The organism is Prosthecobacter sp. (assembly GCF_046154365.1).
Classification (GTDB): domain Bacteria; phylum Verrucomicrobiota; class Verrucomicrobiia; order Verrucomicrobiales; family Verrucomicrobiaceae; genus Prosthecobacter.
In genome coordinates this window covers 1-23,793 of the sequence record NZ_JBJXFV010000164.1, presented here as the reverse complement: position 1 = coordinate 23,793, position 23,793 = coordinate 1, and the positions used below count along the sequence as shown (strand labels likewise).

Annotated in this window: 18 protein-coding genes; 7 read left to right on the top strand and 11 right to left on the bottom strand. The window is 60.9% G+C overall.

From position 1 onward, the window contains the following. The 3 genes from ACKVY0_RS20870 to ACKVY0_RS20860 form a co-directional block, all read right to left on the bottom strand. Positions 1–289, bottom strand: a 289-nt coding sequence (locus ACKVY0_RS20870; RefSeq protein ID WP_409216781.1) for a hypothetical protein, incomplete at its 3' end; no start/stop codon positions are given. 89 nt (positions 290–378) lie between these two features. Continuing rightward, positions 379–2,337 (bottom strand): DUF4838 domain-containing protein, encoded by a 1,959-nt coding sequence (locus ACKVY0_RS20865; RefSeq protein WP_409216780.1) that lies wholly within the window; start codon positions 2,335–2,337, stop codon positions 379–381. A gap of 96 nt (positions 2,338–2,433) precedes the next feature. Beyond that, positions 2,434–3,726, bottom strand: a complete 1,293-nt coding sequence (locus ACKVY0_RS20860) for an MFS transporter (RefSeq protein WP_409216779.1) — start codon at positions 3,724–3,726, stop codon at positions 2,434–2,436. 365 nt (positions 3,727–4,091) lie between these two features. Between ACKVY0_RS20860 and ACKVY0_RS20855 the strand changes: the two genes are divergently transcribed. From ACKVY0_RS20855 to ACKVY0_RS20825, 7 genes are read left to right on the top strand one after another with little or no spacing between them, the layout of a single operon-like run. Further along, complete coding sequence (locus tag ACKVY0_RS20855; RefSeq protein ID WP_409216778.1) at positions 4,092–4,613, top strand: sigma-70 family RNA polymerase sigma factor; 522 nt, start codon at positions 4,092–4,094, stop codon at positions 4,611–4,613. Then, positions 4,610–5,665, top strand: a complete 1,056-nt coding sequence (locus tag ACKVY0_RS20850) for a hypothetical protein (RefSeq protein WP_409216777.1) — start codon at positions 4,610–4,612, stop codon at positions 5,663–5,665. Before ACKVY0_RS20855 ends, ACKVY0_RS20850 begins: the two co-directional genes overlap by 4 nt. Next, complete coding sequence (locus tag ACKVY0_RS20845; RefSeq protein WP_409216776.1) at positions 5,665–8,403, top strand: DUF1592 domain-containing protein; 2,739 nt, start codon at positions 5,665–5,667, stop codon at positions 8,401–8,403. Before ACKVY0_RS20850 ends, ACKVY0_RS20845 begins: the two co-directional genes overlap by 1 nt. Positions 8,404–8,438: 35 nt before the next feature. Further along, positions 8,439–9,002: a hypothetical protein gene (locus ACKVY0_RS20840; protein WP_409216775.1), complete on the top strand. Its 564-nt coding sequence runs from the start codon at positions 8,439–8,441 to the stop codon at positions 9,000–9,002. Beyond that, a complete protein-coding gene (locus ACKVY0_RS20835; protein ID WP_409216774.1) occupies positions 8,981–11,389 on the top strand; it encodes a c-type cytochrome in 2,409 nt (802 codons plus the stop codon). The genes ACKVY0_RS20840 and ACKVY0_RS20835 overlap by 22 nt, the downstream gene beginning before the upstream one ends. Positions 11,390–11,428: 39 nt before the next feature. Next, positions 11,429–12,013, top strand: a complete 585-nt coding sequence (locus ACKVY0_RS20830; protein ID WP_409216773.1) for a DUF1080 domain-containing protein — start codon at positions 11,429–11,431, stop codon at positions 12,011–12,013. A 56-nt stretch (positions 12,014–12,069) separates the two neighbouring features. Further along, positions 12,070–13,356: a DUF1552 domain-containing protein gene (locus ACKVY0_RS20825; protein ID WP_409216772.1), complete on the top strand. Its 1,287-nt coding sequence runs from the start codon at positions 12,070–12,072 to the stop codon at positions 13,354–13,356. A gap of 366 nt (positions 13,357–13,722) precedes the next feature. Here ACKVY0_RS20825 and ACKVY0_RS20820 read toward each other — a convergent pair whose 3' ends face one another. The 8 genes from ACKVY0_RS20820 to ACKVY0_RS20785 all read right to left on the bottom strand — a co-directional run. Continuing rightward, on the bottom strand, positions 13,723–15,093 hold the full coding sequence (locus ACKVY0_RS20820; protein ID WP_409216771.1) for a hypothetical protein: 1,371 nt from the start codon (positions 15,091–15,093) through the stop codon (positions 13,723–13,725). Positions 15,094–15,196: 103 nt separating this feature from the next. After that, positions 15,197–16,081, bottom strand: coding sequence for a ThuA domain-containing protein (locus ACKVY0_RS20815; RefSeq protein WP_409216770.1), 885 nt, complete (start codon positions 16,079–16,081; stop codon positions 15,197–15,199). A gap of 28 nt (positions 16,082–16,109) precedes the next feature. Beyond that, positions 16,110–17,063, bottom strand: a complete 954-nt coding sequence (locus ACKVY0_RS20810) for a sugar phosphate isomerase/epimerase family protein (RefSeq protein ID WP_409216769.1) — start codon at positions 17,061–17,063, stop codon at positions 16,110–16,112. Between the two features lie 133 nt (positions 17,064–17,196). After that, positions 17,197–18,072 (bottom strand): hypothetical protein, encoded by an 876-nt coding sequence (locus tag ACKVY0_RS20805; RefSeq protein ID WP_409216768.1) that lies wholly within the window; start codon positions 18,070–18,072, stop codon positions 17,197–17,199. Positions 18,073–18,079: 7 nt separating this feature from the next. Next, positions 18,080–20,716 carry a DUF4838 domain-containing protein gene (locus ACKVY0_RS20800; protein ID WP_409216767.1) on the bottom strand — a complete coding sequence of 879 codons (2,637 nt, stop codon included), beginning with the start codon at positions 20,714–20,716 and terminating at the stop codon, positions 18,080–18,082. A gap of 242 nt (positions 20,717–20,958) precedes the next feature. Next, the gene (locus ACKVY0_RS20795; RefSeq protein ID WP_409216766.1) at positions 20,959–21,579 is read right to left on the bottom strand and encodes an SGNH/GDSL hydrolase family protein; all 621 of its coding nucleotides are present in this window, start codon (positions 21,577–21,579) and stop codon (positions 20,959–20,961) included. Positions 21,580–21,750: 171 nt separating this feature from the next. After that, positions 21,751–23,100, bottom strand: a complete 1,350-nt coding sequence (locus ACKVY0_RS20790; protein ID WP_409216765.1) for a polysaccharide pyruvyl transferase family protein — start codon at positions 23,098–23,100, stop codon at positions 21,751–21,753. Between the two features lie 34 nt (positions 23,101–23,134). After that, positions 23,135–23,793: alpha/beta hydrolase (locus ACKVY0_RS20785; RefSeq protein ID WP_409216764.1), on the bottom strand; the 659-nt coding region annotated here is incomplete at its 5' end.

Genomic DNA, 23,793 nt, shown 5'->3' with positions numbered 1-23,793 from the left:
GATCAAACTCGCCGAGTTCGCCAAAGAGATCCGATTTGTCGGAGCCAGGAACGAAGGAAAACATCCGCCCCGTTTCCTCCAGCACGATCAACCGATCACTGCCCGGCAACGGCGTGACATCCAACGGCTTCATGAAGGTCAACTCCGGGTAGAGTCGCTCAACGACATAAGGCGGTGGTGGCTCCGGCGTGCCATGGATGCGCGAGGTCGTCCACGACACGCGCTCCTGTGCGAATGCGGAGACGCAGATGAAGAGAAGCCACAGATGGAGAAGGAGGGAGCGGGGCATAGAAAGGTGGTCCGCACAGTCCTCTGTGCGGTTCTGAGTCAGTGAACGTTCGCGTCGCACAGAGGACTGTGCGGACCACTTTTCTCTATTCACTCGCCCTCCTTTCCACTCAAGGTCTGCTTTGTCAGTGCGCTTGGTTTGTTGATGTCGAGGGCGCGTTTCACGTTGGTGTGCCATTGGCGGATATGGCTGTCGTTGGTGAAGGCGTAGAGGCCTTCGTCGGGGCCGGCCCAGTCGCGGTGGGCGAGGAGCATTTGCTCGCGTTGCTCACCGAGGTCGTAGGTTTGCTTCAACAAGGCATCGCGTGCGGCGGGATCGTCGCGAGTAGTTTTCACAGTTGAAGTGAACTCCATCTTCACGCCGAGTTCGCTGAGTTGCTTGTAGTTCGCGAGCAGTTGGAGCATGAGCTTCGTGTAGTCATGGCCGAAGCGGTGGAACTTCACGCGGTTGGCGTATTCGCCTGCGGGCGCCTTGGCTTCAGCGGCTTGCAGTTGCTTTTCGGCTTCTGCGATGGCCTCGCTGGGGATGAGCTTCCCCCAGGCGGCGATGACATTGGCATACGCGATGCCGGTGGCATCCACGACGCGATCCCGCTTGGACCAGTTGGTGTCCAGCGCGTGACTGTAGGCTTCGAAGAAGGCTTCCATCTCCGTGGCGACGGGTCCGTAGGCTGATTGGTAGAAGTCGGGCATCACCTTCGTGGTGTCGCGTTTCGGGTCCCACATCATGTGCGTGATGGCCCAGAAGTTTGGGGCCATGGTGGCGAATGATTTACTGCCTTCGCCATACGCGGCGACGAAACCGAGACGGCTCGCTTCGGCGAGGTTCGCGATGATTTGTCGATCATGGATGAAGGCCATGTCGTGGTAGTAATGATTGCCCCAGCCCTCACGCACCACCATCTTGGCTCCGAGCTTCTGCCAGCCAGAGACGGACTCGCGCCACTCGCGCAGATTCTCGGGATCACGATGCGCGGCACTTTGATAGACGAACGAGAGATACAGGTTCGGCTCCAGTTTGGCGATCTTCACGGGGGGCTTGTTGTAATAGGTGTAGGCGAACATGCCGCAGCTCTTGGCTGGGTTTTTCTCGCGCACGCGGCGGGCGATCTCGTTGGCATAGGTGAAGATGCGATCGCTGAGCTGGACGTGCTTTTTGTCATACGCCAGCACGCCGGGCACATCGAGTGCCTGACAGCGCTCGCACTCGCAGAAGCCACCGCCATCACTCGGCGAGATGTTCATGATGTCTTGCTTGCCCGCCAGCACGTAGTCCACCATGCGCGCGATGACCTCGGGGTGCGTGGTGCACATCTGCGGCGGCCTGCGCACGCCATTGACGAGCGCGAACCACTCCGGGTGCTGCTTGAAGGATTCGCCTTTGCGCAAATCAAACGCGACCTCCCAACTGTGCCCAAACACCGCTGACTTCACCCAACCCAGCCTCGCTCGTCGTGCCCAGCGCTTGGCGGCATCTGAAAAGACCTTGGTGTGATAAATGCTCGAATAGCCGAGCTGCACCGACCGAATCTCAAACGAGGGTTGGCGTCGTTCGTCGAGCCCTGGCATCTGCGCATCGGCATTCATAGGCACATGCTCACCAAACTCACCCGGCCAAAACCAGCGCACGCCGAGATGATCCTCCAACAAGGTATAAACCGCCAACATGCTCCCCGCCGCCGTGCTGATGGACCACGGATCACCCACGCCATCATCACCTGCGACCACGAGGCCACGCGGCACAGACCGCAGCATCCATTCCTCCGTTTTCCAAGGCTTCGGTGAGGCTCCGAGGGCATTCTCCGCAGCACCATCGCCCACGAAGAACGACAAGCCCGGAGCATCAGCGGCCAGCTTGCTCGTTTTGATCACTTCTAACTTTCGCGCCGCGATCTTGCCGACATAAAGCGCCAATTCGTTCGCTGCGGCCCGCTGCACTGGGTTTGCATCATCAGCGATGACGATGCGCTGGAAGTCATTGAGCTTCTGAGCAGCGAGTAGCTGCGCCGTCATGCTGAGCCACAGAATAAGAGGTGAGAGTCGGATCATAGGGTGAGTGAGGTCAAGATGTGCCACGGATTCAGGACGACCACGACTTTCTGATCCTGTATTCCAATCCGTGGTCGTCCTGAATCCGTGGGAATATCAAGGTTCATCTGGAATCAGCTTCTTCGTCGCGTCCATCGGCAGCACGATGAGGCCGGCGAGGATGAAGGCTCCGGCGAGGGTGAAGAAGACGAGCGTCTTGCCATCGCCGCCGCCAAGTTTCATCAGCCAGGGGATGAGCATGGCACCAGCGCTAGCACCGAAGTTGCCCCACATATTTCCCCAGCCACCCGCAGCGGCAGTGGCGCGACCACCGACATCACCCATGAAGGCCCAGAGCGCGGGATTGGCCAGATCGGTGCAGAATGAAACGACCGCGCAGCACGCGACGAGCGTCCATGTTGATTCAACAAACGGGCAGCACACATACGCTGCGGCGCAGACGAACATCGAGCTGGTCATCGGCAGCAAGCGCCCCCAGCGCAGGCCGAAACGCCTCGTGGCCCAGTCGCAGTAGTAACCACCCACGATCTGCCCCAGCATGCCAAACGCGAGCACATAGGTGAGCATCTTCCCGCCTTCGATCTCCCCCACGCCGCGCTCTTTCACGAGATAAGTCGGCAGCCAAGTCACCAGGAATCCCCAGCCGATGTTTTGCAGCATCTGCGCGGCGGAATTGCACCACAGGCTGCGGCTTTTGGTGAAGGCCCACAGCGCGCTTTTGAGTTCACGCGCACTCAATGGCTTCTCGCCCTGCGGCCTGCCGATCAGCTCCAACTCCGCCGCGTTGACCTGCGGATGCTCATGCGGATTCGAGCGCACCACTTTCCAAAAGATGACCGCAATCACCAATCCAACCGCTCCATCGATCCACAGCGACGTGCGCCAGTTCCCCATCGTTACGATAAGCCAGATGGTAAGAAACGGCGCAAGCGCCCCGCCGATGCGACCTCCCAGCGCCACCATCCCACTGGCCCGCGCACGACCCGTGAGCGGGATCCATTTACGAATCAACGCCATCGACGTCGGATAAGCCCCCGCCTCCGCCACCCCGCACAGCAAACGAGCCACGAGCAGACCCACAAAGCCCGTGACAAAGCCCGTCATCGCCGTGAACAGCGACCACAGCACGATGTAGATCGTCAGCATCGGCCGCGCGCCAAAACGATCACTCGCCCAACCAGCGGGCACCTGGAACAGCGCATACGTGAAGAAGAACGAGCCCAGGACATGCCCGATTTGTTCATCCGTGAGCTTGAGGTCATTGTTGAACGACACCGACTTCACGATCTCGCCCATGCAGATGCGGTCGAGATACAGGATGAACGCCATCAGCATCGTCACGCCGATGATGCGATGGCGGATGTTCGTGGGGGTTGTGGGATGCGTCATGAGTTCGGCGGACTTTTGTGAAAATAGCGTCCCATAGGATACAGTCATCGCGCCCACACTTTCACGGGCTTCCTCCGACTATTTATGTAAAGCTGTTTACGCTCCGGCTAAAGGACGACGCTGGAAGTCCAACTCATCAGCGGCTCCGTTGACCGCGCCTTCTGGTCTGGCAACATCTTCCCAAAAATAGATGGCCCATGTTTCAGCCGTTCACCGGACAACCCTACGCATGTCCATCGAATCCGAAGCCATCCAGCGTGCTGTTTCCGATGTCATCATCGCCTCCGACACGCCGAAGCAGTCCGGTCTTCGTTTTGAAAATTAGTTGGATAAGTTTTCGCGCCGCTATGACGTGGATAAGGTGAATGGCAAACAGTGAAGAACATACCCTCCAGGTGCAGCAGCTCTTCGTGCGGCATCAGGGCGCATTGAAGGCGTTCGTGCTCGCCTTGTGGCCGGACTTTGCGGAGGCGGATGATGTGATGCAGGAGGTCTTTCTGGTCATCACGCGGAAGGCGGCGGAGTTTCAGCCGGAGTCCAATTTCCTCTCCTGGGCGCGGACCATCGCGCGCTACGAAGTCATGACGGCGCGGCGCAGAAAGGCACACACAATGATCAAGCCGGAGGTGCTGGAGGCATTGCAGGCCGCGTGCCCAGAGGACTTCGCCACGGACCGGAAGCTGAATGCCCTCGCTCAGTGCATGGCGCAGCTAGCCCCCAAGGCGCGGGAAATCATGCAACTCCGCTACCAGCACGAGCACGGGCCTGGCGAGATCGCCCAGATGCTCGCCCGCAGTGTGAACTCCATCAACGTTTCCCTCGCCAAGGCCCGAGTGACGCTGCGCGAGTGCATGGATCGCCAACTCAACATCGCCCGCACACCATGAACGAACCGCATTGGGATCATCTCATTCACGGCCACCTCGATGACTCGCTCACCGAGAGCGAACTCGCGGAGTTTGAATCTTTAATGCTCGAGTCCGCCTCCGCCCGGCGGCGTTTTTGGGAACTCGCCGAGGTGCATGGCCTCGCCCGGGAATCAGCGCGTCTCGCGTGGGTGCAAGATGAAGAGGAAGCCGCCCTCCCCGAGGCCCCGCGCACCTCCATGCTGAAGCTGGCGCAAAAGATGGACACGATGGTGACATCACAGACGAGAAAATGGACGAACTGGCTTTCCTGGCGTCCGCTCGCGGCGGCGGCGGCTGGGATTGTGTTGGGGATGTTTTGCACGTCGGTAGTGTTTGCCTATGCCGTGCCTTCGCTGGGGAAAGTGATCACACTGTTGCAAGAGAGCTTTGAGTCCGGGCCTGCTCCGTTGGTGACTGGCATTCCGGTCGAGGCAGGTCAGTGGAGTGGCGACTACTCGGAGGTGGTGGGTGAGTATCGAAGCGTGAAGCCGGCGGACGGCGCGAAGATGCTGCGCTTTCTGCGGGCGGACTATGAGGGCAAGCCGGGGCGGGATGGCTACGTCGGTGATGTTTTCCGCATCATCGACGTGCGGGACGCGGAATACGACGTGGCGCGTGGAGATGCCTGCGTTTCTGTGGAGTCACGCTTCTTTTCTCTGCCTCAAGACGTTCGCGGCCGTGCTCTTTGCGGCATTACGATTCATGCGCTGGATGCTCTGCCGACGCCGGATGAACGACTGGAGCTCATGGAGATGGGCGAGCTTGCGCAGGCTGCGGCGGCTGGTGGCACACTGCGCTCTGGCATGTCAATTCTGGCGACTGCGGTGCGGAATGCGCGGCTCGAAACCACGCGCGATTCATGGGAGGTGGTGCGCAGTGAACTGCGGCTGCCACCCGGCACGCGTTTCCTTCTCGTGCATCTCTCCTTGCTTGATCCGCACGGCCCACAAGCACCGCAGCCCCGTGAGTTTGCGGGATTGTTTGTCGATGATGTCCGCGTGTCGCTCACTCACCGCCCACCGCTACCGTGATGAGCCTCCAAATTGTTCCCGAGCTTTTGACCATGATCCCGATGAAACACGTTTTCTCATCCATCGCTGCTTTGCTGCTGGCTCACTCTTTGGCGCTCGCCGCAGAGGAGGCTCCGCATGCGGTGATGAATCCTCAGCACCAGGCCTTGCTGAAGGACTACTGCGTGAAATGCCACGATGCGGAGAAGCAGAAGGGGAAGTTCCGCGTGGACGATCTGCCGTTCACCATCACCACGCTGGAATCAGCCGAGCGCTGGCAGAAGGTGCTCAATCAGATGAACTCGGGCGACATGCCACCGGAGGATGAAAAGCAGCCGGATGGCGTGGCGAAGACGAACTTCCTGGATGCTTTGGCGCATGTGATGGTCGCGGCGCGGCGGAGTCTGGGCGATCAGCAGGGCGTCATCACCATGCGACGGCTGAACCGGCGCGAATACCGGAACACGCTGCGTGAACTGCTCGGCGTGGAGATCAATGTGAGCGAGCTGCCGCCGGACACGGCCTCAGGCGGCTTCGATACGGCGGGGGCGAACCTTTTCATGTCGAGCAATCAGTTTGAGCAATATCAGGCTCTCGGGCGCGAGGCATTGACGGAGGCCTTTGAGCGGCAGGCTGCGGGTGCCGTGGAGAAAAAGCTGCACTACGAGGCGGAGGCATGGACACCACTGGTGCAGAAGTATGTGGCGCATCAGATCGATGCCAGGGAGCGTGCGCAGAAGTGGATTGAGGCCGTGGAAGAAGCGGCGGCGCGGCCTGAAAACGCGGCCATCGTCACCATGATCAAAGCGGAGACGAAGACGGACTCCCGCTTCCGCCGCGAATGGGCTCGCATTCCGGGTGCACCAAGCCCCCGCTCCTTTTGCTTTAACAAGGGCAACGAAAACGATGCCGATCTGGTCCATGAAGAGCTGCCCGCATCGTGGCTGACTTATCACCAGTCTTATCTCCAGCATCCCACTGTGGACACGGGTGCCTGGCTTGGCACGCACACCCAGCATCATAGCGTGATTAACGTGAACTCCATCGAGCTGCTGGTGCCGTTCGACTGGCCGGTGGGGGAGTATGTCGTGCGCGTTCGCATTGGGGCAAAGAAGGATGCGCCGCCGGAACGGCGGTTCATGGAGTTTGGCAGAGATCCCCGCTCCGACGGGCAGGTTCTCAGCACGCACCACGTCACCGGCACGATGGACGCGCCGCAGGTGATCGAGATCCCGCTGACGATGACCCGGGGCAATGCGACTCACGAAAGTCGCAAGGTGTTCTTCCGCGAGAAAGGCAGTTGGGACGACAACTACGAAGGTGCTCGCAAGCGCGATGAAGCAAAGAAGAGCAACGGCATCGGCCCGGACTTTGCGCTGTGGGTGGACTGGATCGAGATCGAGCGCAAGCCGGACGCGGCCAAGTCCAAGCCGCCAGGGATTGCCGCCCTGGGCATCCCGCTGGATGACAAATCGCCACCGCCTGCGACGACTGAGTTGCGCGCTGCCTTGGAGCACTTTGCCCTGGAGGCTTTTCGCGGGACTCCGCCGCCCGCGCACTTTATTGAGCGCCTGCTCACACTCTACGAGGTGCGCCGCAAAGCAGGCGACAAGCCGGACGCAGCGCTGAAGAAGACGCTCTCCGTCGTGCTAGCATCGCCGATGTTCATCTACCTCGCGGAGACTTCCAAAGATGAGAAACACCGCACGCTCACGGATGCGGAACTCGCCACGCGGCTCGCCTATTTCCTCTGGTCCGCACCGCCGGATGCCACGCTGCGTGATCTCGCCAAACGCGGTGAATTGACGAAGCCGGAGGTGCTCGCCGCGCAGACCGAGCGGCTGCTGAATGATCCGCGCTCCGCAGACTTCCTCACCGCTTTCACCCACCAATGGCTGGGGCTGGACCGGTTTGATTTCTTCAAGATCAATCTGTCGCAGTATCCACGCTTCGATAACAGCACGAAGATCGACGCCCGGCACGAGGTGGATGAAACCCTGGCCTATCTCCTGCGGCACAATGGCAGTCTGCGCGACCTGCTGAAAGCCGACTATGCAGTCATCAACAGCGTGCTCGCGAACTACTACGGCATTGCTGGCGTAAAGGGGGATGCCTTCCAAAAAGTGGCCCTGCCGAAAGGCTCGCCGCGCGGCGGATTGCTCGGCATGGCAGCCATCCAGTTCATGGGTGGCAATGGCGAGCGCACCAGCCCCGTCGAGCGCGGTTCCTGGGTGCTGCGCAAACTCCTCGACGACCCGCCGCCGCCCGCACCGGCGAATGTTCCGGCGATCACCCGCCTCGCTGGGAAAGTGCTCACCACCCGCGAGCGATTACTGGCGCACCAGGAAGATGCGCAATGCGCAAGCTGCCATCGCAAAATCGACCCCATCGGCTTTGGCTTGGAGAACTTCGACGCCGCCGGTCAGTGGCGCACCGAGGACAGCTACATGGCGATCGACGACAAGGGCAAGCCCGACCCGAAATCGAAGAAAACCTGGAGCATCGAAGCGAGCGCCGCACTCCACAAAGGTCCCGCATTCAAAAACTACTTCGAACTGCGCGACATCATCGCCTCCAAGTCCGATGCCTTCGCCCACGGCTTCAGCACCGCTCTCATCGAGTATGCACTCGGCAGAGCCTGTGGTTTCCGCGACGAGCCGCTCATTGAGGACATGCTGCGCGCCTCGGGGAAGAAAGACCTTGCCCTGCGCGAGTTCATCCACGCGCTGGTCCGCAGCAAAGAGTTTCACACCAAGTAACGGAGTTCATTCCACCTCAAAAAAAAGCCACATCCATGACATTACGCTATCACTTCCTCCAATCCGCCACTGCAATCCTCGGCCTGCCAATGCTGGTGTTCCTGCTGGCGTTCGAATCGCATGGGGCGAAAGCAGCGGAGGATCTGCCATTAAACACAGCACCGTCGAAGCTTAGTTGGATTGGCTCCGCGCAGCCGCTTGCGAAGGATGCGACGCTCGTATTTGAGCGCGAGTTCCAGCTCGCGAACGCGCCGGTGGTGGTTCGCATCAAGCTCATGTCGTCGGCTCCATGCACGGTGACCCTGAATGGTGAGAGCGTGGGCGAACACAGCGATGTGAAGTGGCCGAAAGTTTTCGAATTCAAAAAGCAGGCGGTGAAGGGTGTGAACAAGCTGCGGCTTGAGACGAAGAGCAGCGGTGGTGCGGATTCGTTGGTGATGAGCATGCTCGTCGCGGACATGGATGGCACGCGGCGGCGGCTGGAGACGGACGGTGCGTGGAGCGTGGTGGTGAATGGCAAGGCCGAGCCTGCGAAGGTGCTGCACGATTACACACTGCACCACAGGGCGATGTTTTTGTGCGGCTGCGTCCCTCCGTGACGGCGGCGGAGGACCTCAAAGTGCCAGAGGGCTTCAAGGTCGAGCGGCTCCACGCGCTCGATGAGGACGAGGGCTCGTGGGTGGCGATGTGCTTCGATGGCAAGGGCCGCATCATCGCGTCAGACGCTGGCGGACGGCTCGTGCGCGTGACAGTGCCGGCGATTGGCGGCGACCCGAAGGCGACGAAAATCGAACCCATCAATCTCCCCGTCGGCCACGCCAACGGCCTGTTGTGGGCCTTTGACAGCCTCTACGTGATGGTGTGCCAGGAGGGCGTCTATGAGGCGGGCTCAGGCGTGTATCGAGTCCGCGACACGGATGGCGACGACGTTTTCGACAATGTTGAACTGCTGCGCAAGCTGCACGGCATGAATGATCACGGCCCGCACGCCTTGATCCTTTCGCCCGATGGGAAAAGCATCACCGTGGTCTGTGGCAATGCCACCTCCGCCACCGAGTATCAGCACTATCAGGTGCCGCCGATTTGGAAGGACGACCTCGCTCTGCCGAAGATCAAGGGCCACGGATTCATGCTCGGGGCTGGCGCTCCGGCGGGCTACTTCTGCCGCATGTCGCCGGATGGCAAAGAGTGGACACTCATCGCCGAAGGTTTTCGCAATCAGTATGACGCTGCCTACAACCGCGATGGCGAACTCTTCACCTATGATGCCGACATGGAGTGGGATCTCGGCACGCCATGGTATCGGCCCACCCGTGTGTGCCATGTCGTGGACGGCGCGGAGTATGGCTGGCGCAGTGTCTCGGGAAAGTGGCCGGAGGATTACGCAGACTCGCTGCCTCCGGTGCTCAATGTCGGGCAGGGTAGTCCCACGGGCGTGGCATTCGGCTACGGCGGAAAATTTCCGGTGAGATACCAAGAGGCACTCTACATCGCCGACTGGACGTATGGCCGGCTCTACGCGGTGCATTTGAAGGCGAAAGGCGCGAGCTACTCGGCAAACATGGAGGTGTTCGTCGAGGGGCGCGGGCTGAAGCCGACGGACATCGCCGTGAATCCGAAGGACGGCACCATGTATTTCACCGGCGGCAGCCGCACGGGCTACAGTGGTCTGTTCCGCGTCTCTTACACCGGCAAGGAGAGCACCGCCGAGGCACCGCCAAAGGGCGATCCGAAGGCGCATGAACTGCGCGCGCTGCGGCATCGTCTGGAGCAGAACTATCACTCCACGGATGCCGAATCGCTTTACCTCGCGCTGGCAAATCTCGCGCATGAAGACCGCTTCATCCGTTTCGCAGCCCGGACACTACTCGAGTTCCGTCCGGTGGCAGAATGGCAGAAGCAAGCCCTCTCGCTCGATGCTCCGCAGGCTGTGGTGCAGTCCGCACTGGCGCTGTCACGGCTCGAGACCGCCTCCGCAAAGAGCGCGGTGTTTGAAAAGCTCGCCGCCATGGATCTGGCCAAACAGCCGTCGGCCACCAAGCTCGATGTCATCCGGGCACTGCAAGTCGCATCCATCAGGCTCGGCGATCCCGATGCACCGGCACGTGCGACATTGATGAACAAGCTCCACACTGCCCTGCCGACGACCGACAACCGTTTCAATATCGAGGCCGGTCAGCTCCTCGTGCGCTGGAAGTCGCCGCTCGCAGCGCAGAAGCTCTTTCCCCTTTTCCAAAAAGCCCCCACACAAGAGGAGCAGATTGCCCTTGCCGCGGCCTTGCGCCTTGTCTCCGGCGGATGGCCGGCAGGCAGCCGTGAAATTTACTTCCGCTGGTTCCTGCGTGCCGAGTTCAACAAAGCGGGCAACCTCGCCAAGTTCATCACCGACATCCGCAACGACGCCATCGTCTCGCTCAGCCCCGAGGAAAAGACCGCGCTCGAAAAACTACTCAGTGCTCCGCCCGAGGTGCAGCCAGCGCCGCCAGTGGCCTCACGCTTGTTTGTGAAAAACTGGAGCACCGACGAACTCGCCGCCGAAGTGGAGCCGCTGCTGAAGGGCAAGCGTAACATCGAGCGCGGCAAGACCTTGTTCCGCGAGACCGGCTGTCTTGCGTGCCACCTTTTCAAAGCCGAGGGCGGCGTGGTCGGCCCCGACCTCACGCTCGCAGCGCAGAAGTTTGGTTTGCGTGAGCTCATCGAGAACATCACCGAGCCGAGCAAGACCATCAGTGACCAATACGGCACCACACAGGTCACGATGAAAAACGGCGATGTGTTTGTGGGTCGCAAAGTGAACGAAGGCCCCGACGCTTTGCAGATTCAGGAAAACATTTTCACCGCCTCCGATGTCCGCAGCCTTGCGCGAAAGGATATTCAAAAAGTCGAGGTTTCCCCCGTTTCCCTCATGCCCCCGGGCCTCATCAACACCTGCCATCCGGACGAAGTCGCCGACCTCATCGCGTGGCTGCAAGCCGACGCGAAGTGAACTGCGCATCGCCCCACAAATCCAATACTCCAACACTCCATGATCCGTCACATCCTCCTCGCCCTAACGCTTGCAAACCACGTCGCCTTCGCCGCCGACAACGAGCCGCCCGAAGGCTTCCGCACACTTTTCAACGGCAAAGACCTCACCGGCTGGAAAGAAAAGAAGCAGCCGCCCACGCATTGGAGCGTGAAGGACGGCGAACTCGTCTATGACGGCAAGGGCACGGATCTTTTCCACACGGAAGACTTCAGCAACTTCGTGCTGCTCATTGACTGGAAAGTGCCAAACAATGGCAACAGCGGAGTCTTCCTCCGAGGCGGTGCGACGCAGGTGGAAATCAACGACGCCGACAAGGAACCGCGCCCGATGTGGAACGGCACCACAGGCGGCCTTTACCCCGACCAGCCGCCGCTCAAGCGCGCCGCAAAACCAGCGGGCGAATGGAACAACTACGAAATTCGCGTCGAGAAAGGCGTCATCACCGTGCTCCTGAACGGCGAGAAGACACTCGATGCATTCGCGAAAAACTGGGGCAAGAAGGACAAGGGTCCCATCGGCTTCCAGAACCACGGCTCGCCGCTGACATACAAAAACATCTTCATCAAGCCGCTCGCGGATTGAACCCCGACGACACTCCGAAGCCCACACGATCCATTCACACGAGCCGAACCCATATGATGAAAACCCGCCGCCACTTCCTCCAATCCAGCACCGCGGTCATCGCGCTGCCGGTGCTCGAATCACTTGGCTTCCGCCGCTTCGCCTCCGCCGCTGTGTCCGCCGCACCGCCGAAGCGTCTGATCTTCCTCGGCTTCGGCTGGGGCATCACCACCGAAAGCTGGTTCCCCGACATCAAGCAACCCGGCGCAGACTACACCCTGCCAGACGGACTCAAACCCCTCGCACGACACAAGCCAGACTTCACCATCGTGCAGGGACTCTGGAACAAATACTCCAACAGCGGGCACGCAGGCAGCACCTACTGGCTCACCGGCGCGAATCGTTTTGCCGAACCGGGACAGAGCATGCACAACAGCATCTCCGCCGACCAAGTGGCTGCTGCAAAGCTTGGCCTCGACACACGCTTTGGCTCCATCCAGCTCAATGGCAGTGAAAGCGCCGACGCTTCCGGGCATGGCCCAGGGCTCTCCATGGCGTGGGACATCAGTGGCAAGCCCATCGCCGGACAGAACGGCCCCTTGTCCGCCTACCGTCGTCTCTTTCTAAAAGACACCACCCCCATCGAGCAACAGAAGGCCATGCTCGCCGAGCAGCGCAGCATTCTCGACACCGTGCTGGAAAACGCCCGCGACCTGCAACGCGGTCTCGGCAAACACGACACCGCCAAGCTCGACGAATACTTCCAGGGCATCCGCGACATCGAGACCCGCCTCAGCAAAGACGAGCAATGGATCGGCGTGCCGCAGCCCAAAACCACGCTCGCCGAGCCACCGCCCAGCCTCGCGGGCAAAGAGGAAATCAAGATCATGTATGACATCATGGTCGCCGCCATGCAGACGGACAGCACGCGCGTGCTCACCTACCGCCAGCCTGTGAGCACGCTGCTCACCAGCATCGGCATCAAGGTCGCGCCGCATGACATGAGCCACTACCACAGCACCATGGGCGAAAAGCTCGCCGCCTCGCAGCAGCGCGACCTTACGCAGAGTGAACTCCTCGCCGGACTCATCGACAAACTCAAAGCCACCAAGGAACCCGACGGCAGCCGCCTCTTCGACAACGTCGCACTCGCCTACGGCAGCAACCTCCGCACCGAGCACAATCTCGACAACTGCCCCACGCTCCTCACCGGCGGCGGCGCAGGCATCAAGCTCGGCCACAACATAGTCGCCCCGAAGGACACCCCCTTGTGCAATGCCTGGCTCACCCTGCTCCACGGCATCGGCATCGAAGCCGAGCGTCACGGCGACAGCACGGGAGTGCTGAAGGAGATCGTAGCTTGAATCCACTAGACGCGCCTTTCGCTGCCAATGCGCCTCGCGCCGAGGCGGCCATCACCACGCAAGATGACCAGTATCTTATCACCGGCGGACGGATGGCATTCATTTCACCGCCTGCAGCGCCTGAAGCCCTTGCTCGGCGGCCTTGCGCGCGCGGTCGTCGCTGAGCCATTCGAGGGCCTGGGTGAGGTCGGCCTCGGCTTGCTTGGTGTTCTTGGTGATGAGGTGGGCGCGGCCTCGCAGAAGGTAGCCGTCGCCGCGTTTCCAGAAGGGCCACTTGGCAATGTCTTCGCTGGCAAACTGCGCGATGACTTGCGGTGCTTTGGATTGGGTGAGGAGGGCTCCTTCGGGCTGGGCAGCTGGTTCGTGTCACGGCTTGATTTGCTTCGCAGCATCCAGCCGCGCCTTCTCCTCTGCCTCGCGCTTCACCATGTCCTTGGGATGCTTGGAGAATGACTCGAAGACATCACCGACGACGCGGTCCGCCAGCGCACCGAGTTGCTTCAGGATGATCGGCTCGGCCTCGGGCGACAGGACGGAGCGATTTGGCTCATAGCCGCCGACCTTGTGCGCATCCGCCGTGGCGATGTAGCCGATGTTGCCGTTCGAGTAGCCGACGATGATCGGCGTCGCACGATCGGCGATGGCCTTTTCAAGCTTGAAGCCGTATTCGACCATCGGCTCGCCGGGCATCGTGAGAAACAGGAACGGTCCGACCTTCATCGCCATCAACTCCGAGGGCACCGGGCCTTCCTTGCCGGGTAGATCGATCACCTCACTTGCCACGCGGATTTGGTAAAACGACTCGCGCTTCTTCAACTGCTCGCGTGTCACGCTGAATGCCGCCGCACGCGTCACCGCACCACCGAGATCGCGGCCCGCCCACTGGATGTCAGCCTCGTCCGCACAGCGATACGGATAGCCCGGCAAGTTGGGCCGGATGTCACCCGCGCAACCTTGCATGAACATCACGCTCGTCTTCTGGGCATAGACGCTCTCGACAAACGTCTGCGCCTCGCCGGGAAAGTCCGCTGTCATCTTGGGGTAGCCTTTGGGATAAGGCTGCGAGCCTTTGTCACCCCAGGTGAAGAAGCACGGATGACACACCGCATGCATGATGACCACCATCGGCGTGAGCGACTTGCCGTCATCGAAACGCAGCACCTTCACGCGCTTATCATTTGGGCCATCGGGATTCAAACTCACCACGGCGCGACCATCGTAGGTCTTCCGTCGATTGATCCCAAAGCTGATGGCGTCCTCGCCATATCCGATGCTCACCGTGCGCATGTTTCCCGCCGCCTCCTTCGCCGCCGCCGTGAGCTTCTTGATCAAATCCGACGCCCACCGCAAGTTCTCCACATAACCCGGCCCCGAGTGATTGTGCGAAGCCGACACCATGATGTTCGCCGCCGGCACCCCCGTCTCCTTTTCGATGCCCGCGCGCGCGAGCTTCACCATCTCCTCCCAAGCACCAATGGTGTCCATCGTCACGATGGCAGCCTTCGTTTCGCCATCATCAAGGAAGAGCACGCCCGCTCGCAATGGATCACGCACGCCCGTCACCTCCCTCCGATGCCCCACCACCGTGATGCCAGTGAGGTCAGTCGGCGAGATGTCCACCTTCGCCACACCGACCTTGAGATTGGACGTGACCGCGAACTGTCCATCAATGATTTGGGAATAAGCTGACGCCAGAGCGAGCCATCCCGTGGCGGCGATGATGAGATGAGATTTCATGCCTGAGCAATACACCCGCCTCCCACCGCATTTCACATCTTTACTGACAACAGTAAGGAAAAGCCGTTTACGCTGCGGCTAAAACCGTCGTTGCCCACTGGCATCATTTTGCCAGAAGCCACCGCACCGCATTCTCCACCACGCGGAGCGGCTCAGCCTGTTTGTAGATCGGATAAGTCTCGTGACCTGGCCGGAAGTAGAACACGCGGCCTTTGCCTACCTGCCACACGCAGCCGCTGCGGAAGTGCTCGCCCTTGTCCCACTTCTCCTCGAACACGACCTCGTCCGGCGCGGGCACGTGGAAGGGCTCACCATACATCTCCGTCTGCGGGAGGTCCCACTGCGCGGGCAATCCAGCGGCGATAGGATGCTGCGGCAAAAGCGTCGTGAGATGCCCTGGCGCTCCGTCATTGCGATACACAGGGAACACGCACTGCGGAAAGGTGAGCCGCCACACGTTGCCCTCCGACTTTTCGACAAACGGCGTGATGCGTGCGGCGCGACCGATGCCTTTGTAATAGGGCTGGTCGTTCACGAACTCCCATTTCACCGACGCTCGCTCCGACTCCGGCACTTGCTTCATTGCATCGGCTTTTGAGCGCTCCTGCATGAGCCGCACAAACGGCTTCGCCCAATGCGCGGAGTGCAGGCCGATGAATCCGATTTTCCCCTCCATCACACGCTTCACCACAGCTTCCATGCGGGCATCGTCCTGATCCTTCACGCGGCGATGGCACCAGAAGATGAGCACATCGGTGGCATCGAGCGCTGCGTCGCTCAGGCCTTGCTCCGCATCGTCGAGACGCGCGGACTTCACGGAAAGGCCGGGCAACTTCTCCAAATGCGCGGCGATGGTCTCGCCGAGGAACTTCTCGCCATACGCTGGTTTTTGCTGCGGCTGCTGCTCATCCCAAACGAGGAGGCGGATGGGTTCGACGGCAAAGATCGGGCAAACGAGAGCACTAAGGAGCAAGGCGATGAGTTTCATGGTTGGAAGAGGATATGAAAATGACGTGTTACTTCAACTCGGCAATCGCCCCACGCATCGCCGCGAGCACTTTGACGACTTCGGCGGCGGGATCGTAGTCCTTGCGGCCCATGGCGAGGGTTTCGATGGGCACGAAGCCGCGATAGTCGCCGTCGTGGAGGATCTTGGCGAGCTTCTTGTAGTCGGTGGGCGGGGTTTTGAGGCTGCTGCCGATGGTTTCCTTGATCTGCCAGTTCACCGCATGCGGCACCATCATCGCGATGTCGGCATACGGGTCGTCCGTGAAGTATTTGCCGGTGTCCACGAGCGCACCGCACCAGGTATGATCGACGCGCTTCAGCAGGCTGACGTGCTCCGGTCCGGTGCTGAGGAAGTCGCCGTGATTCTGCACAGCGACGATGACGCCATGCTTCTCGCCATGCTCGGCGCACTCGCGCAGCGCCTCGGCCATCCACTTCTCCACCTCATCGCGTGAGGCACCACCCGCGGCGCTTTGCCAGTCCTTCGGGTTCTTTTGCTGCGGGCCGGCAAACACGCGCACCACCGGCGCACCGAGCCGTGCGGCGACTTCGATCCACAGCTTCGTCAAAGCCACGCACTCGGCACGCACGGCCTTATCCGCCGTGGCGAAGTCATTCTTCACGCCCGTGCCGCTGACCGTGATGCCGCGATCATGCGTGTAGCGCTTGATGCGGGCAATGTAGTCGTTCGACGGCGCTTTCGGATAGCCGGGGAAGAAGTAGCCCGTGAGGTCCACCGCCTCGATGTCATGCTTCACGCAGAAGTCGCAGACGCCGAAGAGGTCAATGCCTGTCGTGGGGTCCGCGAGGTTCGCGTTGAGCTGTTCGAGGAAGGAATACGCGTTCAACGTCGGCGTGAAGCGTGCTTTGCCCGTGCTCGGGAGTGGCGAGTAAGCAGCGTGGCTCGTCGCGGCTCCGAGAGGAGCCAAAGTAGCGAGTTGAAAAAGGCGACGACGGTTCATGGGGTGCGGAAAGCTAGCGAGCGAGTGTTTCTTTATGATCGAGCAACGGGGATCGCTTTTAGAGGCCCACAAGCAGAAGGCTGAGCAAAATCGGGAGAGAGCTGCCAGTGAGCATGGCGGTCATGGATTGGAATCAAAACGCCTCCGCCATCTGATCGAGTTCCTGGTTGATGCGGTCTTTCCAGGGGGCGGGGAGGTTGAGTTGGAGGAGTTGGTCGAAGGTTTCGATGGCTTTGATCTTCTTCCCGGCGGCGAGCAGGGCGCGGGCGTAGGCTTCGAGGAGGGTGCCTTTGCTGGTGATGTGGTCGATCTTGCTGAAGTCAGTGCCTTCAAAGGCTTTCACGGCTTCTTTGGGGCGTTTGCTGTCGATGAGCAGGCGCGAGAGACCGGCGAGGCTCTCGATGCGCCAGGCGTAGTTCGCGGGGGTGACGGCGAGAGCTTTGCGGAAGTGCTCTTCGGCCTTGGCGGTATCGCCTTGATTGAGTTGGTGCACGGCGGCTTCGCGGTGGGCGCGACCACGCACGCTGACTTCGGCTCCGGGGGCCTCGGCGGCCTTTTGCCATTGGCGGAGCTCGGCGGCTTCGTCTTTCTTCTTGTGGTAGATTTCGGCGAGAAAGGCATGCGCTTGCCCACGGCAGCGCACCGGCCAGGTTTCGATGGCTTCCTCGCGCACGGAGGCGAGCGCTTCGTCGTAGCGCTGGAAGTCAGTGAGCACGCGCAGCTTGGCAAAGTCGCGATGAGCGGCGTCTTTCACCTGCGCGGCGAGCGCGAGGGAGCGGTCCGCGTTTTTGAGCGACTTCACGGTGATGTCCATGGCGAGGTCGAGGTAGTGGAAGTTCTCGCCGACTTCCTCGGTCTTCGCCGCGAGGGCCTCGAGCTTCTGAATGGCTTCGTCGTAGCGTTTGTCGGCCGTGAGCCGCTTCACGGCGCTGAGTGTCTGATAATCGACCGCGTGGGACGAGGCGGTGAGCAAAACCAGCGTGATGGCGAGGAGCGAGAGGCGTGTCATGGGCGGATCATTTGAAGGTGGCTTTGCCAAAGCTCGCGTCGCCGGGGATGCGGGAGGCGTTGAGCTTGCTGGTCCAGGCGGAGAATTCGCGGTTGGTCTTCTTGTCAGTGGAGTCGGTGAAGTGCACGCGACCGACGTTGAGATACCAGGTGTCGCCAGTTTTGGGTGCTTTGATGCGCATCGTTTCAAACGGGATGACGGCCAGGGATTCCCAGCGGTTCTTGGCCGGGATGAGCTTGGTTTCAAAGGTCCACGCGCCGTTCCAGCCTTCGTCATTCCAGCCGTAGCGCGGGTGCAGGTAGTCGGCGATGAAGCCGTGCTCGGCCTCGTTGAACGACGTCGGCTCCGGCTCGTAGGCGAAGTAGAAGTAGCGGCTCTTATCGGCGATGGGCGAGACATTGACGACGATGCTCTCCTGCAACCACAGCTCGGCATCGTGGCCACGGGCGGCGAAGGTCGCCTTGTTCGCTGGCTGCTCGCCGCTGACGCGAATGTAGAGATTCGAGTCGTCGCAGAGCACGCGGAAGGTCGTGGACGCTTGCAGCTTCGTTACGACGGCATCGGTGGGCATGAGCGGGTGCGACTCGGCCTTTTCCCAGCGGGGTGAATCGAGCGTCAAAGGCCCGGTCGCACGCTCGATGGTGAGCGATTGGCTCTGCTGGATCATTTGCGCCGGATTCGCCCGCATCTTCGCGGTGTCCCAATTGAATGGAGCACGTTCCAAATAGCGCCCGGCATACTTCAGACTCTTTTCGTCGGCGAAGCGATACGCGGGGTTCTTTTTCTTCGCATACTTCGCGTCGCCGTTCGCCACGCCGGCGATGAAGGCGTTGCGCGCATCCACCGCGTCGAGCAACTGCGTGAGCGAGGCCACGTTATTCATCGCCTGATGATTGCGCCAGGCATTGATGACGAGCGCGAGGTGCTTCAGGAAATCGAACTCGTAGCGCACGATGTCGAGCCTGCGCCGCACCTCGGGCAGTTCGGCGCTGCCTTCTGCGGCGGCGAGGTCTTCTTCGAGTGAATTGATCACGTCCGGTGGCCAAAGAGTGCCGAGCGCGAAGATGGGATCGCGTCCGGACTGATACGCATATTCTCGCAGCACCCGCCACAGCTCGACGCGCCTCTGCACATTGGTGAAGAAGCGGCGCATCGGGTTCTCGCACTCGCGAAAGGCGGCCTGCAGGTATTCGTCGAAGAGTTCGTTCGCGCTCTGCCGCTTCGGATCGATGGCGAGACGCAGATACACGTAGATGTTTGGTCCTTCGAGTCCCCACTGGCCTGCGCCGGGGCTGCCATTCACCTGCACCATGCGCACGTTGTTCTCCACGAGCAGGCGACTCTGCTCCGCGATCATCGAGACGGTGGTGAGTGGCGTGAGGCCCACGAGATGGAAGTTTCCCCAGTTGTAAAGATACGCCGAGAAGCCGCCTGGCACCTTGAGCTGCTTCCACGCGGCGAAGGAATCTTCCTCAGAGCTCATCATTTCGATGATGGTGTTCTCCGGGAACTCATGGAAGGTCTGCGGCGGCTCGCGCGAGATGCTGTAGGCGGTCATCATGAGCTTCTTCCCCGGACGATCCTTCATCAACCGGAGCGCCATATCGCGATGCATGATCCAGATCTTCTCTCCCCAGGCGCGGTCGGTGCTGAAAGCGATTCCGTCGGTCGGTTTCGTCGTGGGCTTCACGCCGTAAAGCGCCTCGCATTCCTTGCACTGGCAGGGACGGAAACCATCGGCCTGGCCCAGCTCGATGACATCGTAGCCGCTGTCGAGAGTCGCGAGGATGTGCTTGTAGATGAGTTCGCGCACCTCCGGGTTCGAGAGGCAGAGCTGACCGTCCGTCGCGCCGACCTCCGGCTGCCGCACATTGCCCGTGAGGATGAAATACTCGGGGTGCGTCTTCCCATATTCCGCAATCGGCACCGCGGACGGATGCTGATGCCCGCCACGCGACCACACACGCGTGAAGCGTCGGCAATGATTCGCCGTGTAGAACAACTCCGGCCCATTGCGCATGTCGTGCTCGATGAAGTGCGGCTCGCTGCGCACATCGAGCGTCGGCGGCACATGAATGATCGACTGCGGCACGAAGGTCGTGCCTGATTCATCCGGCGACAAAAACCGCGCACCCACAAAGCGGTGCACAAACTCCGCCGTGCCAAACAGCGTGCCCTCGAATGGCAGCGATTGGTCCTTCGTCGCCGTGCGCCAGCCCGGGATGGCGCGTTTCCCTTCGAGCGTATCTGGCTCGTCATTGCCCACGATGATCACATTCCGCCCCACCACTTTGTGCGCGAATCCCCAGCCCTTGAGCTGACGCCCCTCCACGCCACTCGCTGCCGCGAACTTCGTCGCTCCGACATAGAAACCCGGACGCCCCGCCTCAGCCTGCGACTCCTTCACCACCGGCAGCGTGATCTTATTGGCCGCAAACGCCTGCTGCAACAGCTCCGCCGCCCGCGTCACCGACGACTCCGCCGTGGGATTCGCCGCCACATCCGGCACGATGATCTGATACTTCGACTTGCCCCGGAACCCGAGGATCATGTCCTCCGGCTCGTCCACATCCGTCGTCGCGATTTGAGCGATGGCTGACAGCGCCAAGGCGAAGGAACAGACGAGAACGGTGAGTAGGCGCATGAGGCAAGGTTTAGGAGATGAAAACACAGATGAGGCTAACGTCGCCAAGGGGCACGCTTTGTCCGCTCAGTCATTGTTGCCGACTTTAAGGCAGCAAATCACGGTTTGGCCTTCACCAATGCCGCACGGATGTGTTCCGCGACTTGTTTGGCCATCACGGCCGAGCCGCTGGGCATGAAGTGGACGTTGCGCTTGCCTTGCAACTCGGCCTGACGCGGCTTTACGAGCGACCAGAGGTCATTCTAGGTCACGCCTTCTTCCGTCATCACGCGTTTGGCGATTTCGTTGTAGGACAGCTCGAAGTCCTTCACATACTTTGCGGCATCGCTCTCCGGCACAGGTGTGGTGCTGGCGAAGATGAGCTTCGCGCCGGTCTGCTTCAGTCTCGCAATGATCCCGCGCAGATTCTTCTCATAGACCTCAGGCGGCACGTTTTGATCTCCGCCGTTCGTGGGTGACGCGTATTCGCCCTTGGCGTTCTTGTCGCTGTCATCGGCGAATCGATACGAGAGATCGTGCAGGCCGTGATTGAAGTGAATGACATCCCACTTCTCCTTCGGATCAGGAAGCCAGTGCACGAGGCCATACGAGCCGAGCGCCGTTTTCGTGGAGCCGCAGTTGGCCGGCACGCGATGCACGTTCGCAACGCCCGCGAGTAGCTTTCGTACCTCCAACGCATACGCGATGGACACCGAGTCGCCCATCAGCAGCACACGCGGCAGCTTGGGATCATCCGTGATGGCGACGAACTCGGGTGGTATGGCTGGTTTGGAGGTGGCCGGAGTGTCGGCGGCGTGGAGTGTGGCCAGCGAAGCGAGCAGCAGTGTGGTGATGAGGAATGATACTGAGGTCGTCTTTTGCATGATTGGGTTTTCGTATCCTCTCAATCAACGCACTCGCTAGCGTCGCATTTCATCGCGGCCGAGGTTGAAGAGACTGGGGAGCAGGTCTTTGGGATGGGCACCGTTGAAGCCATTGAGCGGGAAAACAAGCATGTAGGGCGAATCAGTCATAATCAGCTAAATAATCAGCCACTACTGTTTGGAGCGATGCTTCCCGACTGCATCGGCAATGACCTCGACCATCCGCTTCTGAATGCTCGCCGCTTGCTGCATCGCTGCGTCCACCTTCGCACGACCCGCGGCGCGGTTTTCGTGGATGGGCTTGAGTTTCTCCCAGAGCTGCTGGCCGGTGGTTTGGCTGCTTTCGAAGACCCAATCGGTGAGGCCGAGGTCGCGGAACACTTGGGCTTTTACTGTGTCGGCAGGATTGCGCACGTAGAAGGCGGGCGTGCCTTGGGAAAGGGCGATGATGGGCGAGTGGCACTCGGCGCTGACCACGGCGACAGCGCGGGCATAGACGGAGGCGGCCTCATCGGCGAGCCAGAAGGTGTCGCACCAGATGACGTTGGGTTTCACGTCGGCGGGCAGCGGATCAAAGAGGTGCTCCTTCGACACCGCGATCTCATAGGTCATCTCGGGACACAGAATCACCTTTAAACCCGTCTCGCGCACCCAGAGCGTGATGAGGTCGCGCAGCGGCGCATGATCGCGGGCGGCGTGCTCGGCGTTGATCGCATCGATCTCGTAGTCGCTCTGGTCACGCGGCAGATTCTTCACGCGGTAGTAGGGCGTGTAGCGCAAACGCGGCAGCACGCAGATGAACTTCCTGTCCTCTACGCCGATGCGCTTCAGCCAGCTCTGCGCCCGCTTTTCATCCCGCACCGCGATGCCGAAGGTGCCGTCCAAGCCGAACTCCACGATTGGCGTGCGCAACTTTTGCCCCTGCAAATACTGGAGCGAATAAGTGTCGCGGGCGAAGATGAACGACGCGCCATCATAGACCTCGCGGGACTTGTAGTGGCCGTCGAAATGATTCGCTGGCAGCTTTGCAATCGCATCGCGCAACTCCTCCAACGTGGCACCGTCCCGCAGTGTCGTGCGGCCACTGATGGGATCAAAGTGCGAGCCGAAGAAGCCATACGGCCTGCCCGTCTTCGCCCAAGCCTGGAACGTCTTCGCATGACGCGCCGGCGTGATGAAGATGTCCGCGTCCTTCCATGCCACGGCCAGAGCAGGCGTGGAGGCCTTCCCCGCATCATCCACCTCGCCCTCGGCGATGTGCAGCTTTGGAAACGCGCGCATTAACATCTCCCGCTCGCGCTCATGAAGCTGCCATGGCCAGAGTGTGACGGTCGCCTCCGGGATGTGCTGATAAAGCAGCCGAATCGTTCCCGGCACGCGCCCGCTGTCGCCGATGTTTTCAAACTGTAGCGCCTCGCGAATCAGAATGTGCGGCGGCTCGGCTGCTTGGAGTTCGCACGAAGCGAGCAGCAAAGCCGTGAGCGCGACAAGCGACAGGAGGGCAGCGAGGGAACGTTTCATTCTTCAGGCAGTGGCAATGCTGGTGTGGCGGACATCATTTCAGCTCGGGTCGCAGATAGGCCTTGATGTAGTCGTTGTCGTTGGCGTGCTTCACGTTGGGGGCACTGGGATACACGAGGTCGCAGGGGACTTGGTGGGCGTCGCAGTGTTCTTTGAGCTTCACGCCGAAGTTCGCGGTGTGGGTAGGGTCTTTTTCGTCGTGGCCGAGGTTTGGCGTGGCGCTGTAGTAGAGGCCGACGGGCGGGTCGCCACGGGTGACGAGTTCGTAGGGCGAGTATTCTTTGATCCAGGGCAGGATGCGTTCGCGGGCGTCGTAGAACATCTGGAAGGACCCGATTTTCTTCTTCGCGTCCCAGGAGATGCCGAAGGCGTGGGAGCCGTATTTGCTGTTGGGCGTCCACTCGCGCATCTGGTGAGGGTCGAGCGTGGTCTGCGCACCGGAGACGGCGGCGCAGAGAACGCGGGTGGACTCGCGGGCGACCGGGTCGGCGCTTTTGGGGTCGGCCAGGTCGTCATGAAAGGCCAGCCAAAGGCTCGTGCAGGCACCGGCGGAGCCGCCAGACAGGGCGACCTTGGTTTTGTCGAGGTTCCACTCCTTGGCCTTGCTGCGGCAGAACTGGAGGGCGCGGGCGCAGTCGAGCATCGGTCCCTTCACCGGGGGCACGAGTCCGTCGGCAGTGGAGTCTTTGATGG

Bases quoted from the DNA above. Each gene is read 5' to 3' on its own strand.
- ACKVY0_RS20865 (WP_409216780.1), bottom strand. From the start codon at position 2,337: ATGATCCGACTCTCACCTCTTATTCTGTGGCTCAGCATGACGGCGCAG.
- ACKVY0_RS20860 (WP_409216779.1), bottom strand. From the start codon at position 3,726: ATGACGCATCCCACAACCCCCACGAACATCCGCCATCGCATCATCGGC.
- ACKVY0_RS20855 (WP_409216778.1), top strand. From the start codon at position 4,092: ATGGCAAACAGTGAAGAACATACCCTCCAGGTGCAGCAGCTCTTCGTG.
- ACKVY0_RS20850 (WP_409216777.1), top strand. From the start codon at position 4,610: ATGAACGAACCGCATTGGGATCATCTCATTCACGGCCACCTCGATGAC.
- ACKVY0_RS20845 (WP_409216776.1), top strand. From the start codon at position 5,665: ATGAGCCTCCAAATTGTTCCCGAGCTTTTGACCATGATCCCGATGAAA.
- ACKVY0_RS20840 (WP_409216775.1), top strand. From the start codon at position 8,439: ATGACATTACGCTATCACTTCCTCCAATCCGCCACTGCAATCCTCGGC.
- ACKVY0_RS20830 (WP_409216773.1), top strand. From the start codon at position 11,429: ATGATCCGTCACATCCTCCTCGCCCTAACGCTTGCAAACCACGTCGCC.
- ACKVY0_RS20825 (WP_409216772.1), top strand. From the start codon at position 12,070: ATGAAAACCCGCCGCCACTTCCTCCAATCCAGCACCGCGGTCATCGCG.
- ACKVY0_RS20820 (WP_409216771.1), bottom strand. From the start codon at position 15,093: ATGAAATCTCATCTCATCATCGCCGCCACGGGATGGCTCGCTCTGGCG.
- ACKVY0_RS20815 (WP_409216770.1), bottom strand. From the start codon at position 16,081: ATGAAACTCATCGCCTTGCTCCTTAGTGCTCTCGTTTGCCCGATCTTT.
- ACKVY0_RS20810 (WP_409216769.1), bottom strand. From the start codon at position 17,063: ATGAACCGTCGTCGCCTTTTTCAACTCGCTACTTTGGCTCCTCTCGGA.
- ACKVY0_RS20805 (WP_409216768.1), bottom strand. From the start codon at position 18,072: ATGACACGCCTCTCGCTCCTCGCCATCACGCTGGTTTTGCTCACCGCC.
- ACKVY0_RS20800 (WP_409216767.1), bottom strand. From the start codon at position 20,716: ATGCGCCTACTCACCGTTCTCGTCTGTTCCTTCGCCTTGGCGCTGTCA.
- ACKVY0_RS20795 (WP_409216766.1), bottom strand. From the start codon at position 21,579: ATGCAAAAGACGACCTCAGTATCATTCCTCATCACCACACTGCTGCTC.
- ACKVY0_RS20790 (WP_409216765.1), bottom strand. From the start codon at position 23,100: ATGAAACGTTCCCTCGCTGCCCTCCTGTCGCTTGTCGCGCTCACGGCT.